This window comes from Amycolatopsis sp. NPDC043887 (genome assembly GCF_056435665.1).
The window spans coordinates 319,050-340,242 of the sequence record NZ_JBWKEB010000009.1 but is presented as its reverse complement, the minus strand read 5'-3'; the positions used below and the strand labels follow the sequence as shown (position 1 = coordinate 340,242).

Sequence of the window (21,193 nt, the reverse complement as noted above, 5' to 3'; positions counted from 1 at the left end):
CGACCCGCCCTGGGCCCATGCCCCCGCGTCGCGGGGCCCGCTGGCCCCAATGCGGCATTGGAGACACTCACCGCCCCCAATCTCATCTGGGGCGCGCTGACCAGCCGGATCGCGATTAGCCCGCGAAACGCAGGTCGGCCGCCGGATCGCGATTAGGGGGCTAAACGCAGGTCGGCCGCCGGTGTCCCACCTCGTGGGAGCGGGAATCGGGGCCGCGGGCGCGTTCCGGCAGGCCTACACCGGCACCACCCTGCGCGACCATCACCAGTACGCGGAGGCGTGACAGATGCCCAAGCAGATCAAACTCGCCGCACACTTCCCCGGCGTCAACAACACCACCGTGTGGAGCGACCCGCGTTCGGTAGCCAAATCGACTTTTCGTCCTTCGAACATCTCGCGCGCACGGCCGAGCGGGGCAAGTTCGACTTCCTCTTCCTGGCCGAGGGCCTGCGCCTGCGCGAACACGCGGGCAAGATCCTCGACTCCGACGTCGTCGGGCGACCGAACACCACCACCGTGCTGGCCGCGCTGTCGGTGGTCACCACCCGGCTCGGGCTCGCGGGCACGCTGTCGTCGACGTTCAACGAGCCGTACGAGGTCGCGCGGCAGGTCGCGAGCATCGACCACCTCTCCGGCGGCCGCGCCGCGTGGAACGTCGTCACCTCACCGGACGCGTGGACGGGACAGAACTTCCGCCGCGGTGGCTTCCTGCAACGCGAGGACCGCTACCGCCGCGCCGAGGAATTCCTCGCCACCGTGCGTGAGCTCTGGGACAGCTGGGCGCCGGACGCCCTGGTGAGGGACAAGGAGAACGGCGTCTTCGCGCGGGGCCTCGAGCGTGTTGTCCACAGCGGACCGCAGTTCGACATCCGTGGCGAGTTCACCGTCCCGAGGACTCCGCGGGGGCAGCCGATCGTCATCCAGGCGGGTGACTCCGACGAGGGCAGGGGAGTTCGCCGCCAAGACCGCCGACGTCATCTTCAGCCGCCACGGTTCACTGGAAAGCGGCAAGGAGTTCTTCGCCGACGTCAAACGGCGGCTACCCGCTTACGGGCGCGAGCCCGGTGAGCTGCTGATCATGCCCGCGGCGACGTTCCTCCTCGGCGACACCGAGGAGGACGCGCACGAGTACGCCCGCGAGATCCGCTATCAGCAGGTCCGCCCGGCGACCGCGATCCAGTTCCTCGAACAGGTCTGGAGCCGCGACCTCTCCGCCTGCGATGCCGACGGCCCGCTCCCCGAGATCGACCCGGACCCCGACGCCGAGCCACTGACCTGGGGCCGCGTCCGGCACGAGAAGGATCCTCTCGCCGTGGCCGCGAAATGGCGGGCGATCGCGGAGGAGAAGAAGCTCTCCCTCCGCGAACTCGTCATCGAGGTGACCGCGCGCCAGCAGTTCGTCGGCACCGCCCGGCAGGTCGCGGAGTCGATCGACGAGTACGTCCAGAGCGACGCCGCCGACGGGTTCGTGCTCGTGCCGCATCTGACCCCGGGTGGGCTGGACGCGTTCGTCGACGACGTCGTTCCGCGGTTGCAGGAACGGGGTGTCTTCCGGACCGACTACACCGGCGACACCCTGCGTGAGTTCCTGTTCAGCCGGTAGCACCCTGGGTTCGCGCGACGTTCATCAGATATTCGCCGTAGCCGGACTTCGCCAGCTTGGCGCCGAGCGCGTAGCACTGTTCGGCGTCGATGAAGCCCATCCGCAGCGCGACTTCTTCGAGACAGGCGATCCGGACACCGGTCCGGTGTTCGAGGACCTGCACGAACTGGCCCGCCTCCAGCAGCGAGTCGTGCGTGCCGGTGTCGAGCCAGGCGAACCCGCGGCCGAGGTCGATCAGGGTCGCGCGGTCCTGCCGCAGGTAGGTGAGGTTGACATCCGTGATCTCCAGTTCCCCGCGCGGCGAGGGCTTGAGGTCACGGGCGATCTCGACGACCTGGTTGTCGTAGAAGTACAGGCCGGTGATGGCCTTGTTCGACTTCGGCTTCTCGGGTTTCTCCTCGATGGAGAGGAGCTTGCCGTCGGCGTCGATCTCGCCGACGCCGTACCGCTGCGGGTCCTTGACCGGGTAGCCGAACAGCACACAGCCGTCGAGCGAGGTCGCCGCGGCCTGCAACCGGCTGGAGAACCCCTGGCCGTAGAAGATGTTGTCACCGAGCACGAGCGCGACGTCGTCGTCGCCGATGAAGTCCGCGCCGATGACGAACGCCTCGGCCAGCCCGTTCGGCGCGGCCTGCTCGGCGTAGCTGAAACTGAGCCCGAACTGGCTGCCGTCACCGAGCAGCCGCCGGAAATGCGGCAGGTCGACCGGCGTCGAGATGATCAGGATCTCGCGGATCCCGGCGAACATCAGCACCGAGATCGGGTAGTAGATCATCGGTTTGTCGTAGACCGGTAGCAGCTGTTTCGATATCGCCTGGGTGATGGGATGCAGACGCGTCCCACTGCCCCCCGCCAGCACGATGCCCTTCATGCGATGCCCCCGCTTCGTAGCCGATCGCTCGGGAACTCACACTACCGGGTGGCTCAGAAAGCCGGGCCCTTCGCGAAGTACGCCTTGCAGCCGAGGTTGTACTCGGTGGAGATCTGCAACACGTTCCTGCCCCCGTCGACCGGCAGCAGCGTCGAGCTGTAGTTGGGGCAGAAGTTGTCGTGGATCCCGACGATGTGCACCGGGGCCGGACGTTCGTACCAGTGTCCGGCGCCGAAGTTGTCGTTGACCAGCAGCACCCTGCCGTTCTTGTCCTGCGGGACCCCGGCGGCGTTGGTGTAGATCTGCCCGACCATCACCAGCCGCACCCCGTTCGGGCCGCCGGGGAACAGCGTGATCGTCTGGGCGTGCTGAAAGTAGTTGCCGTTCGCGGTGGTGACGCGGGTGCCGGGGTCGCGGGGATCGCCCCAGTTGGCGCCGTCGGAGGAGATCTTGAAGTACGGGTCGCAGAAGCGGTCGCGGTAGTTGCAGATCTCGTAGGCCAGGTAGAACCGGCCGTCTGGGAGGCGCCGGATGATCGGCATCCCCGGCCGCACCCGATGGGGCGGGATGGCCATCGTGCGCTGCTTGGTGCCCCAGTTCACCCCGTCGGTGGAGGCGACCCGGTTCATCACCTGCGCGAACTGTGGCGCCTCGGTCTCGTCGGCGTAGTGCAGCCAGAGCGTGCCGCCCGCGTCGACGACGAACTCCGGCTCCCAGATGCCGTCGTGATTGTGCGACCGGGCCGCCTCGGACAGGAAGCCCCATGTGCGGCCGGCGTCGCGGCTGGACCAGATCCTGATGCCGATCCGCCGCTGCGGACCGGCGTCCTGCCGGTAGCTCGCGGCCCACAACAGGGTGCCCGCGCGGAGCCTGCCGACCCGCTGCGGCAGTTCGTACAGCGTCCCGCAGCACATGCCGCGGCGGCCGTCGCGGTCGCGGATCTCGCCGATCTTGTGGAAGCTCTTGCCCTCGTCGGTGCTCTCCATGATCGGGGTGAACTTGCCGCTCGCGTCCTCGCTGGTCAGCGACGCGAGGATGCGGCCGCGGCCGATCGCGGAATGCTCCAGGCGGATGAGCCGCGGGTACGAGCCGTAGCCGGGCACGAGCTGCTGGCGCTCGGCAGCCTGCGCGGAGGTGAACAGGGACGCGACCACCGTGAGTGACAGCGCAAAGGCGAGTGCGGAGCTGAAACGGCGCTTCATCGTGACCTTCCTCGAACGCGATCGCCGGATTACAACACGGGCTTTTGTCCTTTTCGGACTCCCGCGAAGGCGTTGCGGCGGAAACCCACGTCCGAGTGGCCTGAATCGCTCGGCCGAGTGGTCCGGTAACGCTGGGCTATCGGCAGGCGAAGATCCGTTGACGGGTTCGACCAGGGGGAAATTCGTGATCATGCGCTTGTGCGCGGCCGCTCTGCTGACCGTGGGCCTGGTGGCCTGCTCACCGCCGAACCTGGGCCGCGTAGTCCCGCAGGCGGCCGCCCCGGAAGGGCTGGCCACACCTTCGCCGACCCCGACGACCACCCCGAGCCCCGGCCCGCAGCCGGAGGAGAAGCACTCGGGCAAGGGGAACGCGTCGGTCCCCATGGCTTGGCCGCCGCGCCTCGGCTTCGTGACCTTCGACTGCCCGAAGTGTTCCGGCCACGTCGCGGTCAACACCGAGAACGAGCTGATCGTCAACGACATCGGCCCGTACAAGGGCACCCAGTGGATCAACGACATGCCCGGCCGTCAGGCGAAGACGTTCACCGTCAAGGCCAACGCCGCCTGGACGCTGACCATCACCGACGAAAGCGGCCTGCCCGTCCTGGAACCGGGTAAGCCCCTGTCCGGCAAGAGTGAAGCGGTGTTCGCCGTTCCCGACGCCGTCACGTCGGTCGCCGTCACGACCAAGAAGAGCGGCCGCACCGCGGTGTGGGTGCACAGCGGCGACTACTCGGAACTTCCCGTGAACCAGCTCGGCGACTACACCGGCAGCGTGCCCGTGTCCGGCCCGGCTTTCGTGTCGGTGGAAGGCGACGGGACCTGGACGGTCACCGCGTCCTAGACATGACGAAGGCCACCTTCCGCGGAAGGTGGCCTTGTCGTCGCCGCGCTCAGCGGTAGTTCGTGAACTGCGTCTGACCTGGGCGGATGGCGTGCTGTGGCGCTCTGAGCTGCTGGTTCGTGCCCGTTGATGGTCGTCTTTGGCCGTCGCTGGTCGATGCCGTTTGTACCGGATTTGTACCCGACCCCTGATCGCTAGGCGTAGGGAGTAACAGGCGTCGACCAGGTCGCGACTAGCTAGTGCGCGTCCCTTGAGGGGCGCATGTGACGCTGTTGGGAGCCTGGTCACCACACAGGCAGCTTGGTAATCTCAATGAGATTACCTTTTGTTCTTATGCGACCACGGAGGGTAAGTAATGAAGTCGAGGACCGAGCACCCCGCCTACATTGATGCCCTGACGGAAGCGAGCAAGTCCTACGAGCCGTACGTCGACCTCAGTCGTGTCGTCGAAACGGCGCAGGCTGCCGCTGGTGGTCAGCGCGCCGACGGGGTTAGTGCCATCTACACTCACGAACCCGGGCCGGCCCTTTCAATCTGGGTAAGGTAAATGCCTTCATGGAGTAGCTTGGTTTCTGAGTTTTCGAAACTCAATGACCAGGAAAAAGGTGCTTGGCTGGCGCAGGGGTCAGCCAAAGCGCTGGCGGACCTGTCTGAGATCCGCTCTGGTCGCAATGTGGTCCTCTATAGCTCTTGTTTCCTGCAAAAGCCGCAAGTTCCAGGTGAATTCAGTCAGATCACGCATGAAGATCTCAATGGATTCATGAGTGTTATTTATGGGATGGACTGGAGTAAGGGTCTTACTCTTGTTCTTCACACTCCTGGGGGCGTTACAAATGCGGCTGAATCCATTGTCGATTACCTTCGTTCGAAGTTTTCTGACATAGAGGTGATCGTTCCAGCTCTTGCGATGTCGGCGGGCACGATGATCAGCCTCGCTGCTGACCGCATTCTGATGGGTCGTCAGAGTCAGCTGGGGCCGATCGACCCGCAGATGCCGGTGATGGGGCGCATGGTCTCAGCGCAGGCCATCGTTGCGCAGTTCACGCGGGCTCGGGAGGACATTGAAGGGGACGTGCGTCTGGCTCATCTGTGGGCCCCGATTCTTCAAAGCTTGGGCCCTGCGCTTCTCCAAGAGGCGGATCACGCGCTGGCGTACTCCGAGCGTATGGTTGCTGGATGGCTTCGCGATAATATGTTCAAGGACCGGGGGGACGCGTCTGAAATCGGCACCAAAGTTGCTCATCACTTCAATGACGCTGGCACTCATATGAGCCACGGCCGAAGGATAAATGCGGCAGAGGCGGCGAAGTGGGAAGTGAAGATCGAGCTGCTAGAGGATGATCAGGCTCTCCAAGAAGCGGTTTTGACTGCCTATCACGTCATGACCATTGCATTCGATACAACGCCGCATACGAAGGTCATGTGGGCAAGTACCGGGCAAAGCTGGCTAAAGTCGTGGCTGTCGCCCGAAGATCGAATGTTGATCGGCAAGGGTGCAAGGGTGCTAGAACCCGTCGTGCAGTCAAATCTTGGCGAATAGAGTGGGTGGCCTCTCGGCATCTCGTCGACCTGGCGCAGCCCGATCACGTCGGGTCAAGGGGGCACCTCTCCGCGTCCGTGACTGAGCTCCGAAACCGCCCCCTTGACGCGGCGTGATAGCCCTCCGGGAGGTCGACGAGATGCCGTCTGGCCAACCACGGACGTAACGTGCGAGCCCTGCCGGCCATCTCGGAGACCTGCCCGTCCGGCGAGGACACCTTCTCTTGGATCGGCAACTTACCTCGCCTATCGGCCACTCGCCCCGGCCGACTCGCGGGGGACCGGCCGCCAGGCCGCACGCCCCCGCGAGGGCTTGGCCGGGGCAAAGAGCTGGGGCCGAGCGGCCCCGGAGGGGCCGCCTTGATCCAGTAGAGAAAGTTCTCACCAAGCGTCCGGCTCACCGGCACGTGGTCTCCGGAGATCAGCCCGCCGGAAACTCGTACGCAAGCTCGTACTTGTCGCCGGACAACCGCATGTCGTTCATCTCAACCGCTCGACCCTCTGTGCTGTAGGCAATCCGCCGAACCGCGAAGATCGGAGTTCCGTTGTCGAGCTGGAGCATGGATGCCTCTTCGGGCGTCGGCATGCGAGTACTGACCGTCTCCACGAAGTGGTCCAGCGGGTATCCGGCTTCTTCAAGGCGCGCATAGCTACCGCCCTTGCCAGTGTCCACCTGCTCGATCAGCGTGTCTCGCGTGATCTCCCTGGGGAGTCGAGACGTCGCGAGCTGGACCGGCAGGCCGTTCGCTCGCATGACCCGCTCCCGAACCGTCACCTCCGCGCCCTCGTCGATACCGAGCGTGGTCGCCGTGTCCATGTCCGCCTGCTCGAAGGTGATCTTTACGCTCACGCTCGGCGTGAACTTGTTCGCCTCGGCATCCCCGAGGAACGCGCCCTTGTTTTTAGCGCGGGCTGCTCGGCTAAGCCTGCTTCGACTGAGGCGCTCAACCCTGTGTGGCGGGCGGATGAACACGCCCTTGCCATGCTCTGAACTCACGAGTCCCTCCGAGCGGAGAAGTCCAACGGCTTCGCGGATCGTGATTCGCGAAACGCCATAGGTCTCGACCAGGATGCGCTCGGACGGGAGCTTGTCACCCGGGTTGTACTCACCGGTGTTGATCTTTTCCCGCAGGTCACCGGCCACTTGGCGGTAGGCCGGGAGTCCGCTCGCTCGGTCGATCATCGACAACACCCTTACTGGTCAGTGCATCAGGACGTCACTACCAGTATCCCACCTCGCGACGGCTGATCACCACAGCATCAGCGAACTCATCTTGACATCATGACCAGTTGCCTTCATTCTGAAGTGGTCAGGTTGTCATGACCAGTTGGGAGGGCTTCGATGAACGCCTTGGCTGTGTTGGATGACGAGCCGCATGTGACGGTGATTCCGGAGCGACTCCGATTCTCGGAGCTGATCGTCGACTCGACGTCGTTCGGGGCGGTGAGCTTGTCGTTGGCTTGGGTCAGTGACGGCGGGTTTGTCATCTCCGTCGATCAGCCGCCCGCGCGCATGGTCCGCATCGGTGGCAACTGGTACCGGGAGTCGCGCTGGGGCGCTGCCCTTGCGGTGTCCCTTCCGGACGTTGTGCATGTGCTCGACGCCACCGAGGTTCAGGTGGCTATTCACTCTGCCGGTGTCGCTTTGGAGCATCGGATGCCGGTCGACGTTCTCGCGGAACTGGCCTTGATCGGCCTGGAGCGGGTCGGAGTGAATGAGGTCCGCCGTATCGCCGCCGAATGGGGTGCGATCTGCTTGGCGTCGGCCCGCGAACGTATCTCGGTGTCGTTGTGGCGCAAGGAAGTTCGGCGCGTGTGGGGCTCTCGTAAGGAGATGGACCGTGCGTGTCTGGCCAAGCTCGACGTGCTGGACGCCGTTCGTGGCGACGCGAGGTTGGCCGCCTGATGTGCGCCGACTCGCTGGTGACGTTCACCTTCGCTGATGTGAACCCGATCACCGGGCAGACCTATGCCCGGTCGGTCTTCGCTGAGTTGCCCGGATATGCGGCGGACATCGTGACCGGCACGCTCGCCCTGGAGCCCGGCGAATGGGACGTTCTCGTAGCCGACGATGAGGCGTTCGACTTCACCGGGGCCACGACGCCCTATCCGATTCCCGGTGCCACTCGCCGCCCGTTCGCTCACGCGGAGGGCTTCTACGTGGTCGTGCCCTCCGAGCAGATGGCCACACGCGAGCCTCCCGAAGACATCATCGGGGTGATCGACTGATGGTTGCTGCTCCGCTGGGCCTGCGCGAGATGGCGGCCGCGTTCACCGAGTCCGGCACGTTGGACCCGGCCCTGGCGCACGTCCTCGCCCGCGCTGACTTCGACTCCTGGGCCGGGAAGGTTCAGGCCGCTCGGGGCTGTGTGAAGCCGGTCCGGATGGCCGGATCGTCCACAGTGGTCGATGGCTCGGGCACTGTCGTCTCGACGTTGTCCGGCAGTGTGTTCGTCCCGTGCAAGAACCGACGGGCCGCTGTGTGCGAGTCCTGCTCGGCGCACTACGCCCACGACACGTTTCACCTGATCCGCGCCGGGATGGCCGGGGGCAAGGGCGTCCCGGAGACCGTGACCGGTCACCTGCGCGTGCTGGCGACGTTGACCGCTCCGTCGTTCGGGAAGGTCCATTCACGACCGGTCCGTAATGGACATGTGCGGCGTTGCTCGTGCGGTGAGCTGCACTCCCAGTACGACGACGTTCTTGGCACGCCGGTGGACCCGGAGACGTACGACTATGCGGGGTCGGTGCTGTGGCAGGCCCATGCCGGGGAACTGTGGCGCCGTTTCACCATCGCCGTGGGCCGCAAGCTCGCTCGCGCGCTCGGGCTGCGTCCGGTGGAGCTGCGCGAGGTCATGCGCCTGTCGTATGCCAAGGTCGCCGAATACCAGCGCCGGGGGCTGATCCACTTCCACGCGGTCGTCCGGATCGACGGCCCCGAAGGCCCGGACGGCCCGCCCCCGCCGTCCACTTTTCTGGACACCGACGTCCTGACGGCTGTCATCCAGGCCGCCGCGGCTTCGGTCGTCGTGCGCACCCCCGAGTCCTCCGCCGTGGGCGCGCGGGACCTGACTTGGGGTGACCAGGTTGACGTCGAATCCATCGCGACGTCAGAAGGCACCTCGGAGGACTCGGACGGTGGCTGGCATGACCGGCGTGTCGCGGGCTACGTCGCGAAATACGCCACCAAGGGCACCCGCCTGACCGAAGGCTCCGACTACCGGATCCGCTCTGCTGAGCACATCGAGCAGCTTGACGTCACCGAGCACCACAAGCAGCTCATGCTGACCGCCTGGCGTCTCGGTGGGCTGCCTGAGTTCGAGGAGCTGAACCTCCGGAAGTGGGCGCACATGCTCGGCTTCCGGGGCCACTTCCTCACCAAGTCCCGCCGCTACTCCACCACCTTCGGGCAGATCCGCCGCACCCGTGCCGAATACCGCCTCGACGAGCAGCGCGAAGCCCTGGGCATCGGCGACACCGAGCCGCTGACCGTCGTCAACGACTGGTCCATGACCGGCATCGGCTACCACAACGACGCTGAACGACGCCTCGCCGCTGTGTTCTCGGAACTACACCTCGCCCGGCGCAAGCTCGACGGTCAGGACGACGACGGTGGGGGACCCGGTGGCCGTTGATGACCTTTGGTACCTGCGGAAACGTGACTCCGTCACCGGGGAGCGGCTGCGTTCGAAGCGGCACGGACGTGGCAAGCGCTGGCGTGTGCGCTGGGTCGACCCGAACACTGGGCAGGACCGTACGGAGCTGTTCGAGCGGCGGGCTGACGCTGATCGGCACGACGCGAACATGCACGCCGACATTTCGCGCGGTCAGTACGTCGATCCGCGCGCCGGACGGCTGACGTTCAAGGCGTACGCGGACCAGTGGCGGCAGACTCTGTTGCACCGCCCGAGCACGGCTGAGCGCACGGAACGAGTCATCCGGCGGCACCTGGTACCCGTGCTCGGCGAACTGCCCATTGCCCAGATTCGCAGCTCGCATATTCGCGGCTGGGTAAAGGATCGGGCCGTCAAGCTTGCTCCGAGCACGCTCACGGTTGTCTACTTTGGAACGCTGGTCCCGCTGTTCAACGCGGCTGTGGCCGACAAGCGCATAGGGACGTCTCCGTGCGTCGGCATCCGTCTGCCGGAGATCGAGGATGCCAAGTACTACATCGCGCGGCCGGAAGAGGTCCACGCGCTGCACGACGCGCTCCCCGAGCGATACCGGCCGATCGTCTACCTGGCGGCCGGTTGCGGTTGGCGAGGTGGCGAGATCTTCGGCCTGGAGCGCGATGCGATCGACTTCGACACGATGGAGGTCGAAGTGCGACATCAACTCACCGTGGTGTCCGGTCGCACGCCTTATCTGGCCCCTCCGAAGACGAAGACCAGTCGCCGGGTGAACGAGCTACCGACACTGGTCGCGAATTCGCTGCGTAGTCACCTGGAGGTCTTCCGGTCTCTGCCGGAGGAGATCGACGACGAGACGGACCCCCGCCGGCCGATTCGACGGCCCGCCGATCTCGTGTTCACCCGGGGTGATGGTCGTCCGATCCACCGGGCCGACTGGTCGTACATCTGGCGTCCGGCCGTGAAGGCGGCTGGCCTGCCGGAGGGCTTCGGCCTGCGCGACCTGCGGCACTACTTCGCCACGGTGCTGATCTTCGGTGGAGCGAACGTCAAGACCGTTCAGCTCGCCATGGGCCACACGACGCCCACCGTGACGCTCAACACCTACGTCGGCTACTGGCCGGACGCCGTAGACCAGACGCGCACGCTCGTTGACTCCGCGCTGAGTTGTACCGGGGTTGTACCCACGGGCACCCGCTGACGGATACCCGCAGGTCAGAGCCCATCGATCAGCGGTAGTTCGTGAACTGCAGCGCGATCTCGAAGTCCTTGCCCTTCAGCAAGGCGATCACGTCCTGCAGCTGGTCCTTCTTCTTGCCGGACACCCGCAGCTGGTCGCCCTGGATCTGCGCCTGGACCCCCTTGGGGCCCTCGTCGCGGATGAACTTGGCGATCTGCTTCGCCTTGTCCGACGCGATCCCCTGCAGGATCTTGCCGCCGATCTTGTAGATCTTGCCGGACAGCGCCGGCTCGCCCGCCTCGAAGGCCTTCAGGGAGATGCCGCGCTTGATCAGCTTCTCCTTGAACACCTCGACCGCCGCCAGCGCCCGCTCCTCGGTCTCGGACTCGATCGCGATCGCCTCCTCACCGGACCAGTCGATCTTGGTCCCGGTACCCCGGAAGTCGAACCGTGTACCGAGTTCCTTGCTGGCCTGGTTCAGGGCGTTGTCCACCTCCTGGCGATCGACCTTGCTCACCACGTCGAAAGAGGGATCCGCCACGTGTTCTCACACCTCGTACTCGCTTGTCAGGAGCTTCCACCCTAGCCCTGCGGAACCCGGTTGACCGGCCCGCCACGGCATTGGGTATTCTTTCGTCTCGGCCGGGGGCACCCGGCCACGGCGAGTTGCCCGAGCGGCCAAAGGGATCTGACTGTAAATCAGACGGCACTGCCTTCGGGGGTTCGAATCCCTCACTCGCCACACCGGAGCGGCCTCGTGACTCAGTCACGAGGCCGCTCCTTTGTGTTGCGCGTAGCACATTTAGTTAGTGGTTAGTAACCAGTAACTTAGGTCCTATGGCACGGATGAGCGGACCCGAACGACGTGCCCAGGTGCTGGCCATCGCCGCGGAGGAGTTCGCGGAACACGGGCTGCACGGGGCGTCGACGGAAGCGATCGCGAAGACGGCGGGGATCACTCAGGCCTACGTCTTCCGGATGTTCGCGACGAAGAAGGCCCTGTTCCTGGAGTTGGTCCAGGCCGCTTTCGAGCGGCTCAGCGACGCGATGCGAGACGCGGGCGAAAGGGAGACCGGGCTGAAGGCGCTCTCGGCGATGGGTGCGCAGTACTTCGACCTCCTGGCCGACCGGACCGGGTTGTTGTTGCAGCTCCAGGGCTTTGCCGCGTGCGGCGACCCGGAGGTGCGGGACGTGGTGCGGTCGTGTTTCGCGCGGATGTGGGACACCGCCGAGAACGGCACCGGGCTCGACCCGGTGACCGTGAAGACGTTCCTCGCCTTCGGGATGCTGCTGAACGCCGGCGCCGCGATGGACGTCGAGCAGGTCGACGCGCTCTGGGCCGAGGGGGTTCGCACCCGGATCCAGCCGGGCCTGTTCACGCACGTCACCACCGAGACGAACCGATGAGTGCCCCCGTCCGGCGGGACGGACGGCTGAGCGCCGCACTGGTGTGCACGGCGTTGGCGGGCGCCGTGATCGGCAGCGTCGGCGCGCCGCTGATCACCCCGGTCGCCACCGGGATGCACGTATCCCTCGACGCGGCGCAGTGGACGTTGACGGTGACGTTGTTCAGCGGCGCGATCGCGGGTCCGGTCCTGGGCAGGCTCGGCGGCGGCCCGTACCGCCGCACCACGATCCTGGTCACCCTGGCCCTGGTCATGGCCGGTGGGTTGCTGACGGTGCTCCCGCTTCCGTACGCGGCGTTGGTGATCGGACGCGGCCTGCAGGGGCTCGGGGTCGCGGCAGGGGCGCTGTTGATGAGCGTCGCCCGCGCGCATCTGCCGCCCGAGCGCTCGACCTCGACGATCGCCGCGCTGTCGGTCGCGTCGACCGTCGGCATCGGGGTCGGCTACCCGGTGGTCAGCCTCCTCGATCAGCTCGCGGGCCTGCGCGTCGCGTACGGATTCGGATTCCTCCTCTCGGCCGTCGCGTTCCTCATCGCCTGGCGGATGCTGCCTGCCGAGGCACCCGGCGAGCCGCCCCGGATCGATGTCCCCGGCACGCTGCTCCTCGCTCTCGGCACACTCGGCGTCCTCCTGCTCATCGCCGTGCCCTCGCTGTGGGCGACCGTGTGGGCCGCCGGTGGTCTCCTCGCCGGTACCGCCGCGGTCCTGGCCGTGTGGGCGTTCATCGAACTGCGCACGACCGAGCCGTTGGTGGATCTTCGGCTGCTCGGCCAAGGCCCCGTTCTCCGCGCGAACCTGGCGATTCTCGTCGCCGGGGCGGGTCTGTACCTGCTGTTCAGTCTCTTCACCCGCTACGTGCAGACACCTGCGGACGCCCAGTACGGATTCGCGCTTCCCGGTGTCGCCGCGGGCGCGGCGCTGATCCCGTTCTCGCTGCTCGGATTCGTTGCGGGAAAAGCGATTCCGCACGTCAACGAGCGGTGGACGTACCTGGTCTCGACCATGATCGCGGTGGCCAGTGCGCTGTTGTTCGCCGTCGGCAGTCAGTCGTTCGTTCTCGTCCTCGCCGCGATCGCCCTGCTCGGGTTCGCCGTCGGCGGCATCTTCGCGGTGATGCCCAAACTCGTGCTCGTCGGTGTGCCGCAAGGGGAAACAGCCAGTGTGCTCTCGATCAACCAGATCGCCCGCAGCATCGGGATGGCCGTGGGCAGCGCCCTCGCCGGTCTGCTGCTCGCCGCCGCCACTCCGGACGGCGCACTGCTCCCCACCCGGGACGGCTACCTCACGACAGCACTGTGGGCTCTGCCGCTGCTCGCCGCCAGCGCGGTCATCGTCTTCACGGACGCACGCGCTCCCACACGGACACGTGCTTGGTGCTCTCGGCGGTGAGGTCCGAACGGTCCCAGTCCGCCCAGCGGTACTTCAAGCGCATCCCGGCGATGCGGGCCATGAGGTCCATTTCAGCGGGCCACGCGTACCGGAAGGGGATGCGGCGGAATCGTCCCTCTCCCTCCGGCGACACCGTGACGTGGTTCGAAGTGAACTCCTGCCTGACGACGTCGTACTGATCGAACCCCACGTAGCCGGGCGTCATCGCGAACGGGACGATGTCCTGCCCTGGCGGCAAGCGGCGTAGATCCGGCAGGCCGACCTCGACGAGGAACAGCCCACCCGGCCGCAGATGCGCGGCCGCGTTGCGGAAGACGTCGACTTGACCGTCCTGGGTGGTCACGTTGCTGATCGTGTTGTACACCAGGTAGACCAGCGAAAATTCGCCCGCCATCCGGGTTTTCGTCATATCGCCGATCGTGACCTCGACCGCGTCGCCGCCCGGCTTGCCCGCGATCCGGTCCGCCATCGCCCGGCTCAATTCGAGGCCGCTCACCGGTACGCCGCGCGCCGCCAGCGGGATCGCGATCCTTCCGGTCCCGACGGCGAACTCGAGCACCGGACCGTCGGCCAGGTTCTCGAGGACGTCCACCGCGGGCGTCACCACTTCGGGCGCGTTCGCGCCGCCCGGCGCGTCATAGCCCGCGGCCACACTCTCGGGAAACCAGCCGTCCGCCGGGTCGTCTCCCGTATCCGTCTCACTGATCACGGTCGCCGACGCTACGCCCGCGACCGTGCGGTGTTCATTCCGTTTTCGGTGGCGTCAGCGCGACGCGGCCCGATAACGCAGCAGGACGATCCCCGAGGCGAACGTCCGCTCCTCCGCCAGGCGAAGCTTCGGAACGCCGGTAGCCCCTTCGAACAGCCTGCGGCCTTCGCCGGCCACGACGGGATAGACGAACAGCCGGTACTCGTCGACCAGCCCCTCGGCGATGAGCGCCCGCACCAGCGAGATGCTGCCGGTCGTCACGATGTCCCTGCCTTCGGCGGCCTTCAGATCCTCGATCTCGGAACGCAGCCCACCGGAGAGCACCGTCGTGTTCTGCCACTCCGGCTCCGTCAGCGTGCTCGAAACCACGTACTTGTCCACTGAGTCGAGATAAGCCGAAATGCCCGTCGTGTCTTCGGTTTGCTTCGGCCAGTACCCGCGCATGTCTTCGAATGTGACGCGTCCGAGGAGGAACGCGTCGGCGTTCTCACGTTGCTCTTCGAGCACGGCCAGGACGTCCGACCGGTCCACGTCCGGATCCGTGTCGCCCGGACTGAACCAGTCTCCCGCCAGCTCTATCACGCCGTCGATCGTGCAGTTCTCGGTGACGATCAGCTCCCGCATGGACCAGACCGTACCGCCGCCCTCCGACAAGAATGGACCGATGACCGAGCCGCCGGCCCATGGATCCGTCATCCTCCGCGAGTTCACCGAAGCCGACGTCGGGCTCGCCCTCGAACTCGGCGAAGATCCCTACATCCCGCTCATCGGCAGACTTCCCGCGCATCCGAGCCGGCAGGAAGCCGAAGCGTGGGTGCGACGGCAGCAAAGCGGCCGAGCCGAAGGCCGCGGCTTTCCCTTCGTGATCGTCGCGGGCGGAACCGCGGTCGGCACGATCGGCCTCTGGCTGCGAAAGCTGTCCGAAGGCATCGGGATCGTGGGCTATTCGATCTCGCTCGAGCATCGGCGACGCGGTTTCGCGGCCGACGCCCTCGTGGCGATCACCGGGTTCGCCCGGACCGTGCCCGGCGTCGAGCGGATCGAGCTGTACATCGAGCCGTGGAACCGCGGCTCCCTCCGCGCGGCCGAGAAGGCGGGCTACCGGTGCGAAGGACTGCTGCCCGCTCATCACGAGATCGGCGGCGTCCCGAAGGACATGCTCCTCTACGCCTCGCCGTGAACCGCGCGCCTCGACGGGTACCACGTCTCACCCGCGGGTTCCCCCGCCATGTTCCAGCTCCACGACACCTTCGGCGTCACGCGCGAGTAGATGCCAGGGCCGACCGCTCCCACTCGTTCGATCGGGTCGTCGGCCTCGCCGTAGATCCGGATACCGCGGGCGATGAACGGGTCGAGGGAGGCCGTGTCGTCGACGACCAGGGCGACTTTGCGCCGCCCCGCACGGATGTTGCGGAACTTCCGGGTCGCGAGGACCGACGCGCCCACTCCGCCGACCCAGAAACAAGTGCCGTCGAACTCGAACGCCAGCGGCACGACATCAGGCTGTTCGCCGTCCTCCGAGAGGGTCGCGAAGCGGGCCAAAGGCTGCGAACGCAGGTATGCGATCTCCTCGTCTGTAAAGGTCATGGCGTCATCATCCCGCTCAAGCCGTGAGAATCCGGGCGCGGTTGAGAACCAGCATGTCGGTGACGAAGCAGGCCGGCCTGCCGTCGGCCGCCCGGCCGATCCAGGTCGGATAACTGCCGTCGCCCCAGCCGGTGGTGAACGCGATGATGTTGCCGTCGGCTCCGTCCGGGGTGACGTCGACATACGGGTCCACCTCCTCGAACTTCTCCAGGAGGTCGTCGTCCATCTCCGCGGGGACGGCGGCCGCGTCGGCGAAGCAGCCCGTGCCGCTGTCCACGCCGTAGCCGTAGAACTCCCCGTCCCCGAGGAAAAGCGCGTTCTGCCCGGGCCAGAGCGCGGTTTCCCAGGTGACGACGGGAACATCGGCGACGACGAGTTTGGCGGCCGCGACCCGTTCGTGGGTGGGTTCGTCGACGAACCGGATCACGGAGACTGCGACCTGGTACTCGCCGGGAGGCACGGTGACCGTGAAGTGCTCCGCGTCCGCGTCCAGGAACGCCGGGTCCGCCGCGACGAGCCTGCCGCTGGGCATGCGGAGCTTCCCGGCGTCCCGGAGCTCGACCTCGACGAGGCCATGGTCGCCGCTCAGCGAGAAGCGCGTGCCCGCGGTGAACATCTCGTCCAAGCCGGAAGGGCGCAGCGGAACGGACGGCCGCCAGGGACGTTCGTCGACGGGCAGCGGCGGATCGGTGTCGGGAGCGTCGGGGGTCCGGAGGGTCAGCGGCCCCGAGTTCGCGAGAGGCTGCCAGTCACCGAAGGCGGGCTTCGGTGTGGTCAGCTCCGACACCTGCTTGCTCACCTGACCGCTGCTGGAGCCGCCGCCGTAACCCTGGGGCGCCTGGTGCATCCAGCCCTTGCCGTCCGGGCCGAAGGACATCTCCAGATGGCCGGCGCTCTTCTTGTCGAACTCTTCCTGGTCCTCGAACCGGTAGGTCCACTGCTCGACCTTCATGAGGAACAGCGCGCCGTCCTCCAGCACCCGGAACTCGAAGAAACCCCGGCGCCTGCCCAGCTCATCGAACAGCACCGTGCGGGCGAAGGAGTGCTTCCACGCGATTTCGAGCAGCACCAGCGGCATCTCGGTGCCCGGGCGCACCAAGGCGACGGCGTATTGCTCTCCGGCGGCGTCGCGTCCGCGTGCGGTGCCGGACGAGAGCCTCCCGATCACCGCGCGGGCGGCCGGATCCCAGCCTCCGCAATAGACGACGTCCAGCAAGGTCCCCTCAGACATGGAGCGGAACCTAGCGGTAACTCCCGACAAAACCCAGGGTTATTCACGGATCGCGTAGTCGCCGAACGCCGGTTCCAGCAACTCGAAAGCCCGCTGTGTCGCCTTCGTCAGCGCTTCGGCGATCTCGTCGTTGCTCTCGCCCGCGTGCGAGCGCCGGAGGACCTCGCGGAAGAGGACGCGGTCGATCGCGTTGAGCTCGGCGGCCGCCATGACCGGGGTGACGTCGTCCGCGTCCGCTCCGGTCTCGCTCGCGAGCAGTTCGGCGAGCGCCGCTTCCCGCAGTTCGTGCAGTTCACGCAGCCGGGCGGTCAGAGTCGGGCTCTCCAGCACCATTTTGGCGAAGACCGGCCCGGTGAAGCCGATCACCGGCGAGTGCTCGGCCACCGCGTCCAGGAAGGTGCGTCGTAGCGCGGCCAACGCCGACTCACCCGGCTTCCGGTCCCGGACGGCGTTCGCCAGCCCGTTCGTGAACTCCTCGTGCTGGTCGAGCGCCAGGTCCTCCTTGCGCGCGAAGTAGTTCGTGACGGTCTTCTTCGCGACTCTCGCCGCCGCTGCGATCTCGGCGATCGTCGTCTCCTCGAAGCCCTTCTCGATGAAGAGCAGCGTCGCCTGGTCGGAGATCAGCTGCCGTGTCTCCTGCTTCTTGAGCTCCCGCAAACCCACATCAGTGCTGGTCATGAGCGAAGTTTACCACTGTCGTAAAAATATCCTTGACTTACGCTGCGTCGGATGTAAACTTACGTCCGTACTACCAAGTAGCGAGAGAAGAGGCTCCTTGACCGCTCGAATCCCCCAAGGCAACGAAGGCATCAATCGCGCCCAGGTCCGTCGGAACGACCGCCGCCACCAGCAGCCGTCCCCGGGCCGCTCGATGCCGGTGCGCCGCTCGATCGGCGTCCCGCGCCGCCGGTCGTACTGACCGGCCCGCTTCTCCGAAACCCACCGCCGACCCGAAGGGGATAGCCCATGAACGTCCTTGCCTCCACCGTCTCGCTGACCGTCGACGACGTCGCCGCTTCCAGCCGTTTCTTCACCGAGCACTTCGGTTTCAGTGAGCAGATGGCCGCGGAGGGATTCGTCTCCCTCGGGCACGAAACCGCGAAGGTGACCATCGTCCTGCTTCGGGCGGGGATCGAGGTCCTGCCGGAGAACCTGCGGCAGCAGCGCGCGTCCGGGGTGATCGTGGCCTTCACGGTCGAGAACCTCGAAGCCGAGGAGAAGCGCCTGCGCGACGAAGGTGTCGAGATTACGTTGCCGCTACGGGAAGAGCCGTGGGGAGAGCGCCTCCTCATGGTCACCGACCCGAACGGCGTACCCGTGGAACTCGTGGAATGGGTGCAGCGGTAAGGAATGCCCGTCTCTCGGTGAGACGCAGCGGGGCTTGGTCCACAGTGGACCAAGCCCCGCTTTTCCTTGTCCGGGGCTACTTCATCGTCGCGAGCTGGATCAGGTTGCCGCAGGTGTCGTCGAAGACGGCGGTGACCACCGGCCCCATGTCGACAGCGTCCTGCGTGAACTGGACCCCCAGGCCTTTGAGCCGGTCGACCTCGGCGTACACGTCGTCGACGGCGAACTGGGTGAACGGGATGCCGTCGTCGGTCAGTGCCTTCTTGAACGGCTTCGCCGCGGGGTGGCCATCCGGTTCCAACAGCAGCTCGACACCGTCGGGATTGGCGGGGGAGACCACGGTGAGCCAGCGGGCGTCGCCGGTGGGCACGTCGTGTTTCTTGATGAAACCCAGCTTTTCGGTGTAGAACTCCAGCGCCTTGGCCTGGTCGTCGACGAAGACGCTGGTGATGTTGATCCGGATCACGGGTTCGGTTCCTCTCGGTCGATGGGCCACCGCTCGACGATCGACCGCAACGGGCTCGTGTCGATGTGGTGGAACTTGTAGCGGCCCTGCCGCCGGGTGTGCACCAGGCCCGCCTGTTCGAGCATCGCGAGATGTTGCGAGATGGCCTGTCGTGACGAGGCCAGGCCGTGTTTCATGGTCAGCCTGCCGCAGATCTCGAACAGTGTCTGACCGTCCTTTTCGGTCAGCTCGTCCAGGATGGTGCGCCGCGTCGCGTCGCCGATCGCCTTGAACAGGTCGCCGTCCACGCCTCAGTTATAGGCAAGCGGTCACTTGCCTGTCAATTCGGGGCTCAGGAACCGAGGTACCGCAGGATCGCGAGGACGCGACGGCTGTACCCGGCGGTGCTGGCCAGTCCGAGCTTGTCGAAGATGGCGTTCACGTGCTTCTCGACGGCGCTCAGTGACACGAACAGTGACTCGGCGATCCCGGCGTTCGTGTGGCCCTGCGCCATTTTCTCCAGCACTTCACGCTCGCGGACGGTCAGTTTCCCGAGCGGATCGGTATGCGTGGTCCGCGCGAGCAGCCGCCGGACGACCTCCGGATCGAACGCGGCCCCGCCCGCGGCGACGCGGTCGAGCGCGTCCAGGAATTCGCCCACCTGGGCGACCCTGTCCTTCAGGAGATAGCCGACGCGCTCACCGTCGCCGGTGATCAACTCGGTGGCGTAGCGCTTCTCGACGTACTGCGAGAGCACCAGCACTCCGATCTCCGGCCAGCGCTTCCGGATCTCGAGCGCCGCGCGAAGACCCTCGTCGGTGTGGGTCGGCGGCATGCGGACGTCGGTGACGATCACGTCCGGCCGATAGGCGGCCGTCGTCGAGAGGAGCGCGTCGCCGTCGCCCACCGACGCCACGACCTCGTGCCCCTCCTCGACCAGCAGCCGGACCAGCCCCTCGCGCAGCAGGGTCGAGTCCTCGGCGAGGATCACGCGCACGGCAGCACCGCCGTCACCACGGTCGGCCCGCCGGGCGGACTGTCCACGGTGAACTGCCCGTCCGCGGCCGCGACGCGCATCGCGAGGCCGGAAAGACCGCCGCCGGACTCCCTCGCCCCGCCCGTGCCGTCATCGGTGATCCGTACCCGCACCCTGTTCCCGTCCCGCTCGGCCTCGATGTCGATCCGCGTCGCCGCGGCGTGCTTGATCGTATTGGTGACCGCTTCGGACGCGACGAAGTAGACGACGGTCTCGATGGCCGCCGGTGGCCGTTCCGGCAGGTCGACCCGGAGGTGGACCGGTATCCCCGAGCGTTCCGCGAGCGCTTCCAGCGCGGGGTGCAGCCCGTCGGAGTCCAGCGCGATCGGATACACCCGCCACGAGACCTCGCGCAGGTCGACGAGGGCGCGCTGGGACTCCTCGTGCGCCTGCCGCAGCAGATCCGACGCGCGCTTCGGGTCGGTGGCCCGCCGTGCCCGGCCGAGCAGCATCCCGAGCGCGACGAGCCGCTGCTGGACGCCGTCGTGCAGGTCCCGTTCGATCCGGCGGCGCTCGCCGTTGACCGCTTCGACCACCTCGGCCCGGCTGGTCGCGAGTTCGGAGACCCGGCGGCGCAGCTGTTCCTTCTTGCTGGGCCCGAAAAAGTACCTCGCCAGCTTGCCGTCCAGCGTCGCGGCCCCGATGAGTCCTTGCAAGGAAAGGAAAACGAGCAGCGCGCCGAAGAGCAGGGTGGTGACCGGGTCGTACCAATCGGCCGGGGCGTCACCGCCGGGCGACCTGCCGTCGAGGAGCTGATACCCGATGATCAGGCCGGATCCGGCACCCAGCAGGATCAGGCCGAAGATCCCGGCGCTGAGCAACCCGATGACGCACCGCGGGACCAGGTAGGCCATCGCGCGGCGTCCGGAGTAATCCGTCGCGTTCTCCTCGCCGAAGTACTTCTCCAGCCGTTGTCGCTCCATTTCGGACAGTGTGCGGGCGCCGGAGAAGACGGGCCGCCGCAACGCGGGAACCGCGAGCGCGATGCCGCCGAAAAGCACGTAGAAGAACTCCGCGACCCCGGTCGTGGCGCCGATCGCCAGGCCCAGCGTGCCGCGGAGCATCTTGCGCAGGTAGCGGCGCATCGCTGCCGGAACAGGCATAGCGCCAGGTTAGCGGGGTATCCGAAGGTCGGTATTGAGGTTTTCCGCAGTGATCTGTGCCGCTTCACCCCA

At 66.6% G+C, this 21,193-nt stretch carries 23 protein-coding genes, 1 tRNA gene and 1 pseudogene; 12 read left to right on the top strand and 13 right to left on the bottom strand.

Annotation, left to right across the window (positions count from 1 at the left end; all coding sequences use genetic code 11):
• Positions 1-286: 286 nt before the first annotated feature.
• Positions 287-1,603: pseudogene (locus AC069H_RS25535) on the top strand (NtaA/DmoA family FMN-dependent monooxygenase).
• Here AC069H_RS25535 and rfbA read toward each other — a convergent pair.
• Both rfbA and AC069H_RS25525 read right to left on the bottom strand, forming a co-directional pair.
• Positions 1,593-2,474: a glucose-1-phosphate thymidylyltransferase RfbA gene (rfbA, locus tag AC069H_RS25530; RefSeq protein WP_034324212.1), complete on the bottom strand. Its 882-nt coding sequence runs from the start codon at positions 2,472-2,474 to the stop codon at positions 1,593-1,595. The pseudogene AC069H_RS25535 and the gene rfbA sit on opposite strands and share 11 nt — an antisense overlap.
• 53 nt (positions 2,475-2,527) lie before the next feature.
• On the bottom strand, positions 2,528-3,676 hold the full coding sequence (locus AC069H_RS25525; protein WP_478234024.1) for a sialidase family protein: 1,149 nt from the start codon (positions 3,674-3,676) through the stop codon (positions 2,528-2,530).
• Between the two features lie 190 nt (positions 3,677-3,866).
• Between AC069H_RS25525 and AC069H_RS25520 the strand changes: the two genes are divergently transcribed.
• A complete protein-coding gene (locus AC069H_RS25520; RefSeq protein WP_478234060.1) occupies positions 3,867-4,520 on the top strand; it encodes a hypothetical protein in 654 nt (217 codons plus the stop codon).
• Positions 4,521-5,085: 565 nt separating this feature from the next.
• Positions 5,086-6,060: an SDH family Clp fold serine proteinase gene (locus AC069H_RS25515; RefSeq protein WP_478234023.1), complete on the top strand. Its 975-nt coding sequence runs from the start codon at positions 5,086-5,088 to the stop codon at positions 6,058-6,060.
• A 420-nt stretch (positions 6,061-6,480) separates the two neighbouring features.
• Here the strand turns inward: AC069H_RS25515 and AC069H_RS25510 are convergent, their stop codons facing one another.
• Positions 6,481-7,242: a GntR family transcriptional regulator gene (locus AC069H_RS25510; RefSeq protein ID WP_478234022.1), complete on the bottom strand. Its 762-nt coding sequence runs from the start codon at positions 7,240-7,242 to the stop codon at positions 6,481-6,483.
• Positions 7,243-7,401: 159 nt separating this feature from the next.
• Here AC069H_RS25510 and AC069H_RS25505 point away from each other — a divergent pair, with 159 nt between their 5' ends.
• From AC069H_RS25505 to AC069H_RS25490, 4 genes are read left to right on the top strand one after another with little or no spacing between them, the layout of a single operon-like run.
• The gene (locus tag AC069H_RS25505) at positions 7,402-7,965 is read left to right on the top strand and encodes a hypothetical protein (RefSeq protein ID WP_478234021.1); all 564 of its coding nucleotides are present in this window, start codon (positions 7,402-7,404) and stop codon (positions 7,963-7,965) included.
• Positions 7,965-8,288 (top strand): hypothetical protein, encoded by a 324-nt coding sequence (locus tag AC069H_RS25500; protein WP_478234020.1) that lies wholly within the window; start codon positions 7,965-7,967, stop codon positions 8,286-8,288. The genes AC069H_RS25505 and AC069H_RS25500 overlap by 1 nt, the downstream gene beginning before the upstream one ends.
• On the top strand, positions 8,288-9,694 hold the full coding sequence (locus tag AC069H_RS25495) for a replication initiator (RefSeq protein ID WP_478234019.1): 1,407 nt from the start codon (positions 8,288-8,290) through the stop codon (positions 9,692-9,694). Before AC069H_RS25500 ends, AC069H_RS25495 begins: the two co-directional genes overlap by 1 nt.
• Positions 9,684-10,889: a tyrosine-type recombinase/integrase gene (locus tag AC069H_RS25490; protein WP_478234018.1), complete on the top strand. Its 1,206-nt coding sequence runs from the start codon at positions 9,684-9,686 to the stop codon at positions 10,887-10,889. Before AC069H_RS25495 ends, AC069H_RS25490 begins: the two co-directional genes overlap by 11 nt.
• A gap of 28 nt (positions 10,890-10,917) precedes the next feature.
• Here the strand turns inward: AC069H_RS25490 and AC069H_RS25485 are convergent, their stop codons facing one another.
• Entirely contained in the window at positions 10,918-11,409 is a 492-nt protein-coding gene (locus AC069H_RS25485) for a YajQ family cyclic di-GMP-binding protein (RefSeq protein ID WP_016331028.1), read from the bottom strand.
• A 119-nt stretch (positions 11,410-11,528) separates the two neighbouring features.
• On the opposite strand from AC069H_RS25485, the gene AC069H_RS25480 reads away from it, so the two are divergent.
• The 3 genes from AC069H_RS25480 to AC069H_RS25470 all read left to right on the top strand — a co-directional run bounded on the left by AC069H_RS25480 (position 11,529) and on the right by AC069H_RS25470 (position 13,663).
• A tRNA-Tyr gene (locus AC069H_RS25480) sits at positions 11,529-11,610 on the top strand.
• A 104-nt stretch (positions 11,611-11,714) separates the two neighbouring features.
• On the top strand, positions 11,715-12,275 hold the full coding sequence (locus tag AC069H_RS25475; RefSeq protein ID WP_478234017.1) for a TetR/AcrR family transcriptional regulator: 561 nt from the start codon (positions 11,715-11,717) through the stop codon (positions 12,273-12,275).
• Entirely contained in the window at positions 12,272-13,663 is a 1,392-nt protein-coding gene (locus AC069H_RS25470) for an MFS transporter (protein ID WP_478224925.1), read from the top strand. Before AC069H_RS25475 ends, AC069H_RS25470 begins: the two co-directional genes overlap by 4 nt.
• Here the strand turns inward: AC069H_RS25470 and AC069H_RS25465 are convergent.
• Together AC069H_RS25465 and AC069H_RS25460 are read right to left on the bottom strand one after the other, a co-directional pair.
• Positions 13,611-14,372 carry a class I SAM-dependent DNA methyltransferase gene (locus AC069H_RS25465; protein WP_478234016.1) on the bottom strand — a complete coding sequence of 254 codons (762 nt, stop codon included), beginning with the start codon at positions 14,370-14,372 and terminating at the stop codon, positions 13,611-13,613. The genes AC069H_RS25470 and AC069H_RS25465 overlap by 53 nt on opposite strands.
• Before the next feature lie 54 nt (positions 14,373-14,426).
• On the bottom strand, positions 14,427-14,996 hold the full coding sequence (locus tag AC069H_RS25460; RefSeq protein ID WP_478234015.1) for a dihydrofolate reductase family protein: 570 nt from the start codon (positions 14,994-14,996) through the stop codon (positions 14,427-14,429).
• 40 nt (positions 14,997-15,036) lie between these two features.
• Between AC069H_RS25460 and AC069H_RS25455 the strand changes: the two genes are divergently transcribed.
• Complete coding sequence (locus AC069H_RS25455; protein ID WP_478234014.1) at positions 15,037-15,552, top strand: GNAT family N-acetyltransferase; 516 nt, start codon at positions 15,037-15,039, stop codon at positions 15,550-15,552.
• Here the strand turns inward: AC069H_RS25455 and AC069H_RS25450 are convergent.
• From AC069H_RS25450 to AC069H_RS25440, 3 genes are read right to left on the bottom strand one after another with little or no spacing between them, the layout of a single operon-like run.
• Positions 15,537-15,959: a PPOX class F420-dependent oxidoreductase gene (locus AC069H_RS25450; RefSeq protein WP_478224929.1), complete on the bottom strand. Its 423-nt coding sequence runs from the start codon at positions 15,957-15,959 to the stop codon at positions 15,537-15,539. The two genes, AC069H_RS25455 and AC069H_RS25450, sit on opposite strands and share 16 nt — an antisense overlap.
• 16 nt (positions 15,960-15,975) lie before the next feature.
• Positions 15,976-17,190 (bottom strand): DUF4241 domain-containing protein, encoded by a 1,215-nt coding sequence (locus AC069H_RS25445; RefSeq protein WP_478234013.1) that lies wholly within the window; start codon positions 17,188-17,190, stop codon positions 15,976-15,978.
• Positions 17,191-17,229: 39 nt separating this feature from the next.
• On the bottom strand, positions 17,230-17,868 hold the full coding sequence (locus AC069H_RS25440; RefSeq protein ID WP_478224931.1) for a TetR/AcrR family transcriptional regulator: 639 nt from the start codon (positions 17,866-17,868) through the stop codon (positions 17,230-17,232).
• Positions 17,869-18,156: 288 nt separating this feature from the next.
• Between AC069H_RS25440 and AC069H_RS25435 the strand changes: the two genes are divergently transcribed.
• The gene (locus AC069H_RS25435; protein ID WP_478224933.1) at positions 18,157-18,537 is read left to right on the top strand and encodes a VOC family protein; all 381 of its coding nucleotides are present in this window, start codon (positions 18,157-18,159) and stop codon (positions 18,535-18,537) included.
• A 76-nt stretch (positions 18,538-18,613) separates the two neighbouring features.
• On the opposite strand, the gene AC069H_RS25430 is transcribed toward AC069H_RS25435, so the two are convergent.
• From AC069H_RS25430 to AC069H_RS25415, 4 genes are read right to left on the bottom strand one after another with little or no spacing between them, the layout of a single operon-like run.
• Complete coding sequence (locus AC069H_RS25430; RefSeq protein WP_340684793.1) at positions 18,614-19,003, bottom strand: VOC family protein; 390 nt, start codon at positions 19,001-19,003, stop codon at positions 18,614-18,616.
• Entirely contained in the window at positions 19,000-19,290 is a 291-nt protein-coding gene (locus tag AC069H_RS25425) for an ArsR/SmtB family transcription factor (RefSeq protein WP_005152025.1), read from the bottom strand. Before AC069H_RS25425 ends, AC069H_RS25430 begins: the two co-directional genes overlap by 4 nt.
• Positions 19,291-19,334: 44 nt before the next feature.
• Positions 19,335-19,979: a response regulator gene (locus AC069H_RS25420; RefSeq protein WP_478234012.1), complete on the bottom strand. Its 645-nt coding sequence runs from the start codon at positions 19,977-19,979 to the stop codon at positions 19,335-19,337.
• Positions 19,970-21,121 (bottom strand): sensor histidine kinase, encoded by a 1,152-nt coding sequence (locus AC069H_RS25415; protein ID WP_478234011.1) that lies wholly within the window; start codon positions 21,119-21,121, stop codon positions 19,970-19,972. The genes AC069H_RS25420 and AC069H_RS25415 overlap by 10 nt, the downstream gene beginning before the upstream one ends.
• Positions 21,122-21,193: the final 72 nt, after the last annotated feature.

Bases quoted from the DNA above. Each gene is read 5' to 3' on its own strand.
- rfbA (WP_034324212.1), bottom strand. From the start codon at position 2,474: ATGAAGGGCATCGTGCTGGCGGGGGGCAGTGGGACGCGTCTGCATCCC.
- AC069H_RS25525 (WP_478234024.1), bottom strand. From the start codon at position 3,676: ATGAAGCGCCGTTTCAGCTCCGCACTCGCCTTTGCGCTGTCACTCACG.
- AC069H_RS25520 (WP_478234060.1), top strand. From the start codon at position 3,867: ATGCGCTTGTGCGCGGCCGCTCTGCTGACCGTGGGCCTGGTGGCCTGC.
- AC069H_RS25510 (WP_478234022.1), bottom strand. From the start codon at position 7,242: ATGATCGACCGAGCGAGCGGACTCCCGGCCTACCGCCAAGTGGCCGGT.
- AC069H_RS25505 (WP_478234021.1), top strand. From the start codon at position 7,402: ATGAACGCCTTGGCTGTGTTGGATGACGAGCCGCATGTGACGGTGATT.
- AC069H_RS25500 (WP_478234020.1), top strand. From the start codon at position 7,965: ATGTGCGCCGACTCGCTGGTGACGTTCACCTTCGCTGATGTGAACCCG.
- AC069H_RS25495 (WP_478234019.1), top strand. From the start codon at position 8,288: ATGGTTGCTGCTCCGCTGGGCCTGCGCGAGATGGCGGCCGCGTTCACC.
- AC069H_RS25475 (WP_478234017.1), top strand. From the start codon at position 11,715: ATGAGCGGACCCGAACGACGTGCCCAGGTGCTGGCCATCGCCGCGGAG.
- AC069H_RS25470 (WP_478224925.1), top strand. From the start codon at position 12,272: ATGAGTGCCCCCGTCCGGCGGGACGGACGGCTGAGCGCCGCACTGGTG.
- AC069H_RS25460 (WP_478234015.1), bottom strand. From the start codon at position 14,996: ATGCGGGAGCTGATCGTCACCGAGAACTGCACGATCGACGGCGTGATA.
- AC069H_RS25455 (WP_478234014.1), top strand. From the start codon at position 15,037: ATGACCGAGCCGCCGGCCCATGGATCCGTCATCCTCCGCGAGTTCACC.
- AC069H_RS25450 (WP_478224929.1), bottom strand. From the start codon at position 15,959: ATGACCTTTACAGACGAGGAGATCGCATACCTGCGTTCGCAGCCTTTG.
- AC069H_RS25445 (WP_478234013.1), bottom strand. From the start codon at position 17,190: ATGTCTGAGGGGACCTTGCTGGACGTCGTCTATTGCGGAGGCTGGGAT.
- AC069H_RS25440 (WP_478224931.1), bottom strand. From the start codon at position 17,868: ATGACCAGCACTGATGTGGGTTTGCGGGAGCTCAAGAAGCAGGAGACA.
- AC069H_RS25435 (WP_478224933.1), top strand. From the start codon at position 18,157: ATGAACGTCCTTGCCTCCACCGTCTCGCTGACCGTCGACGACGTCGCC.
- AC069H_RS25415 (WP_478234011.1), bottom strand. From the start codon at position 21,121: ATGCCTGTTCCGGCAGCGATGCGCCGCTACCTGCGCAAGATGCTCCGC.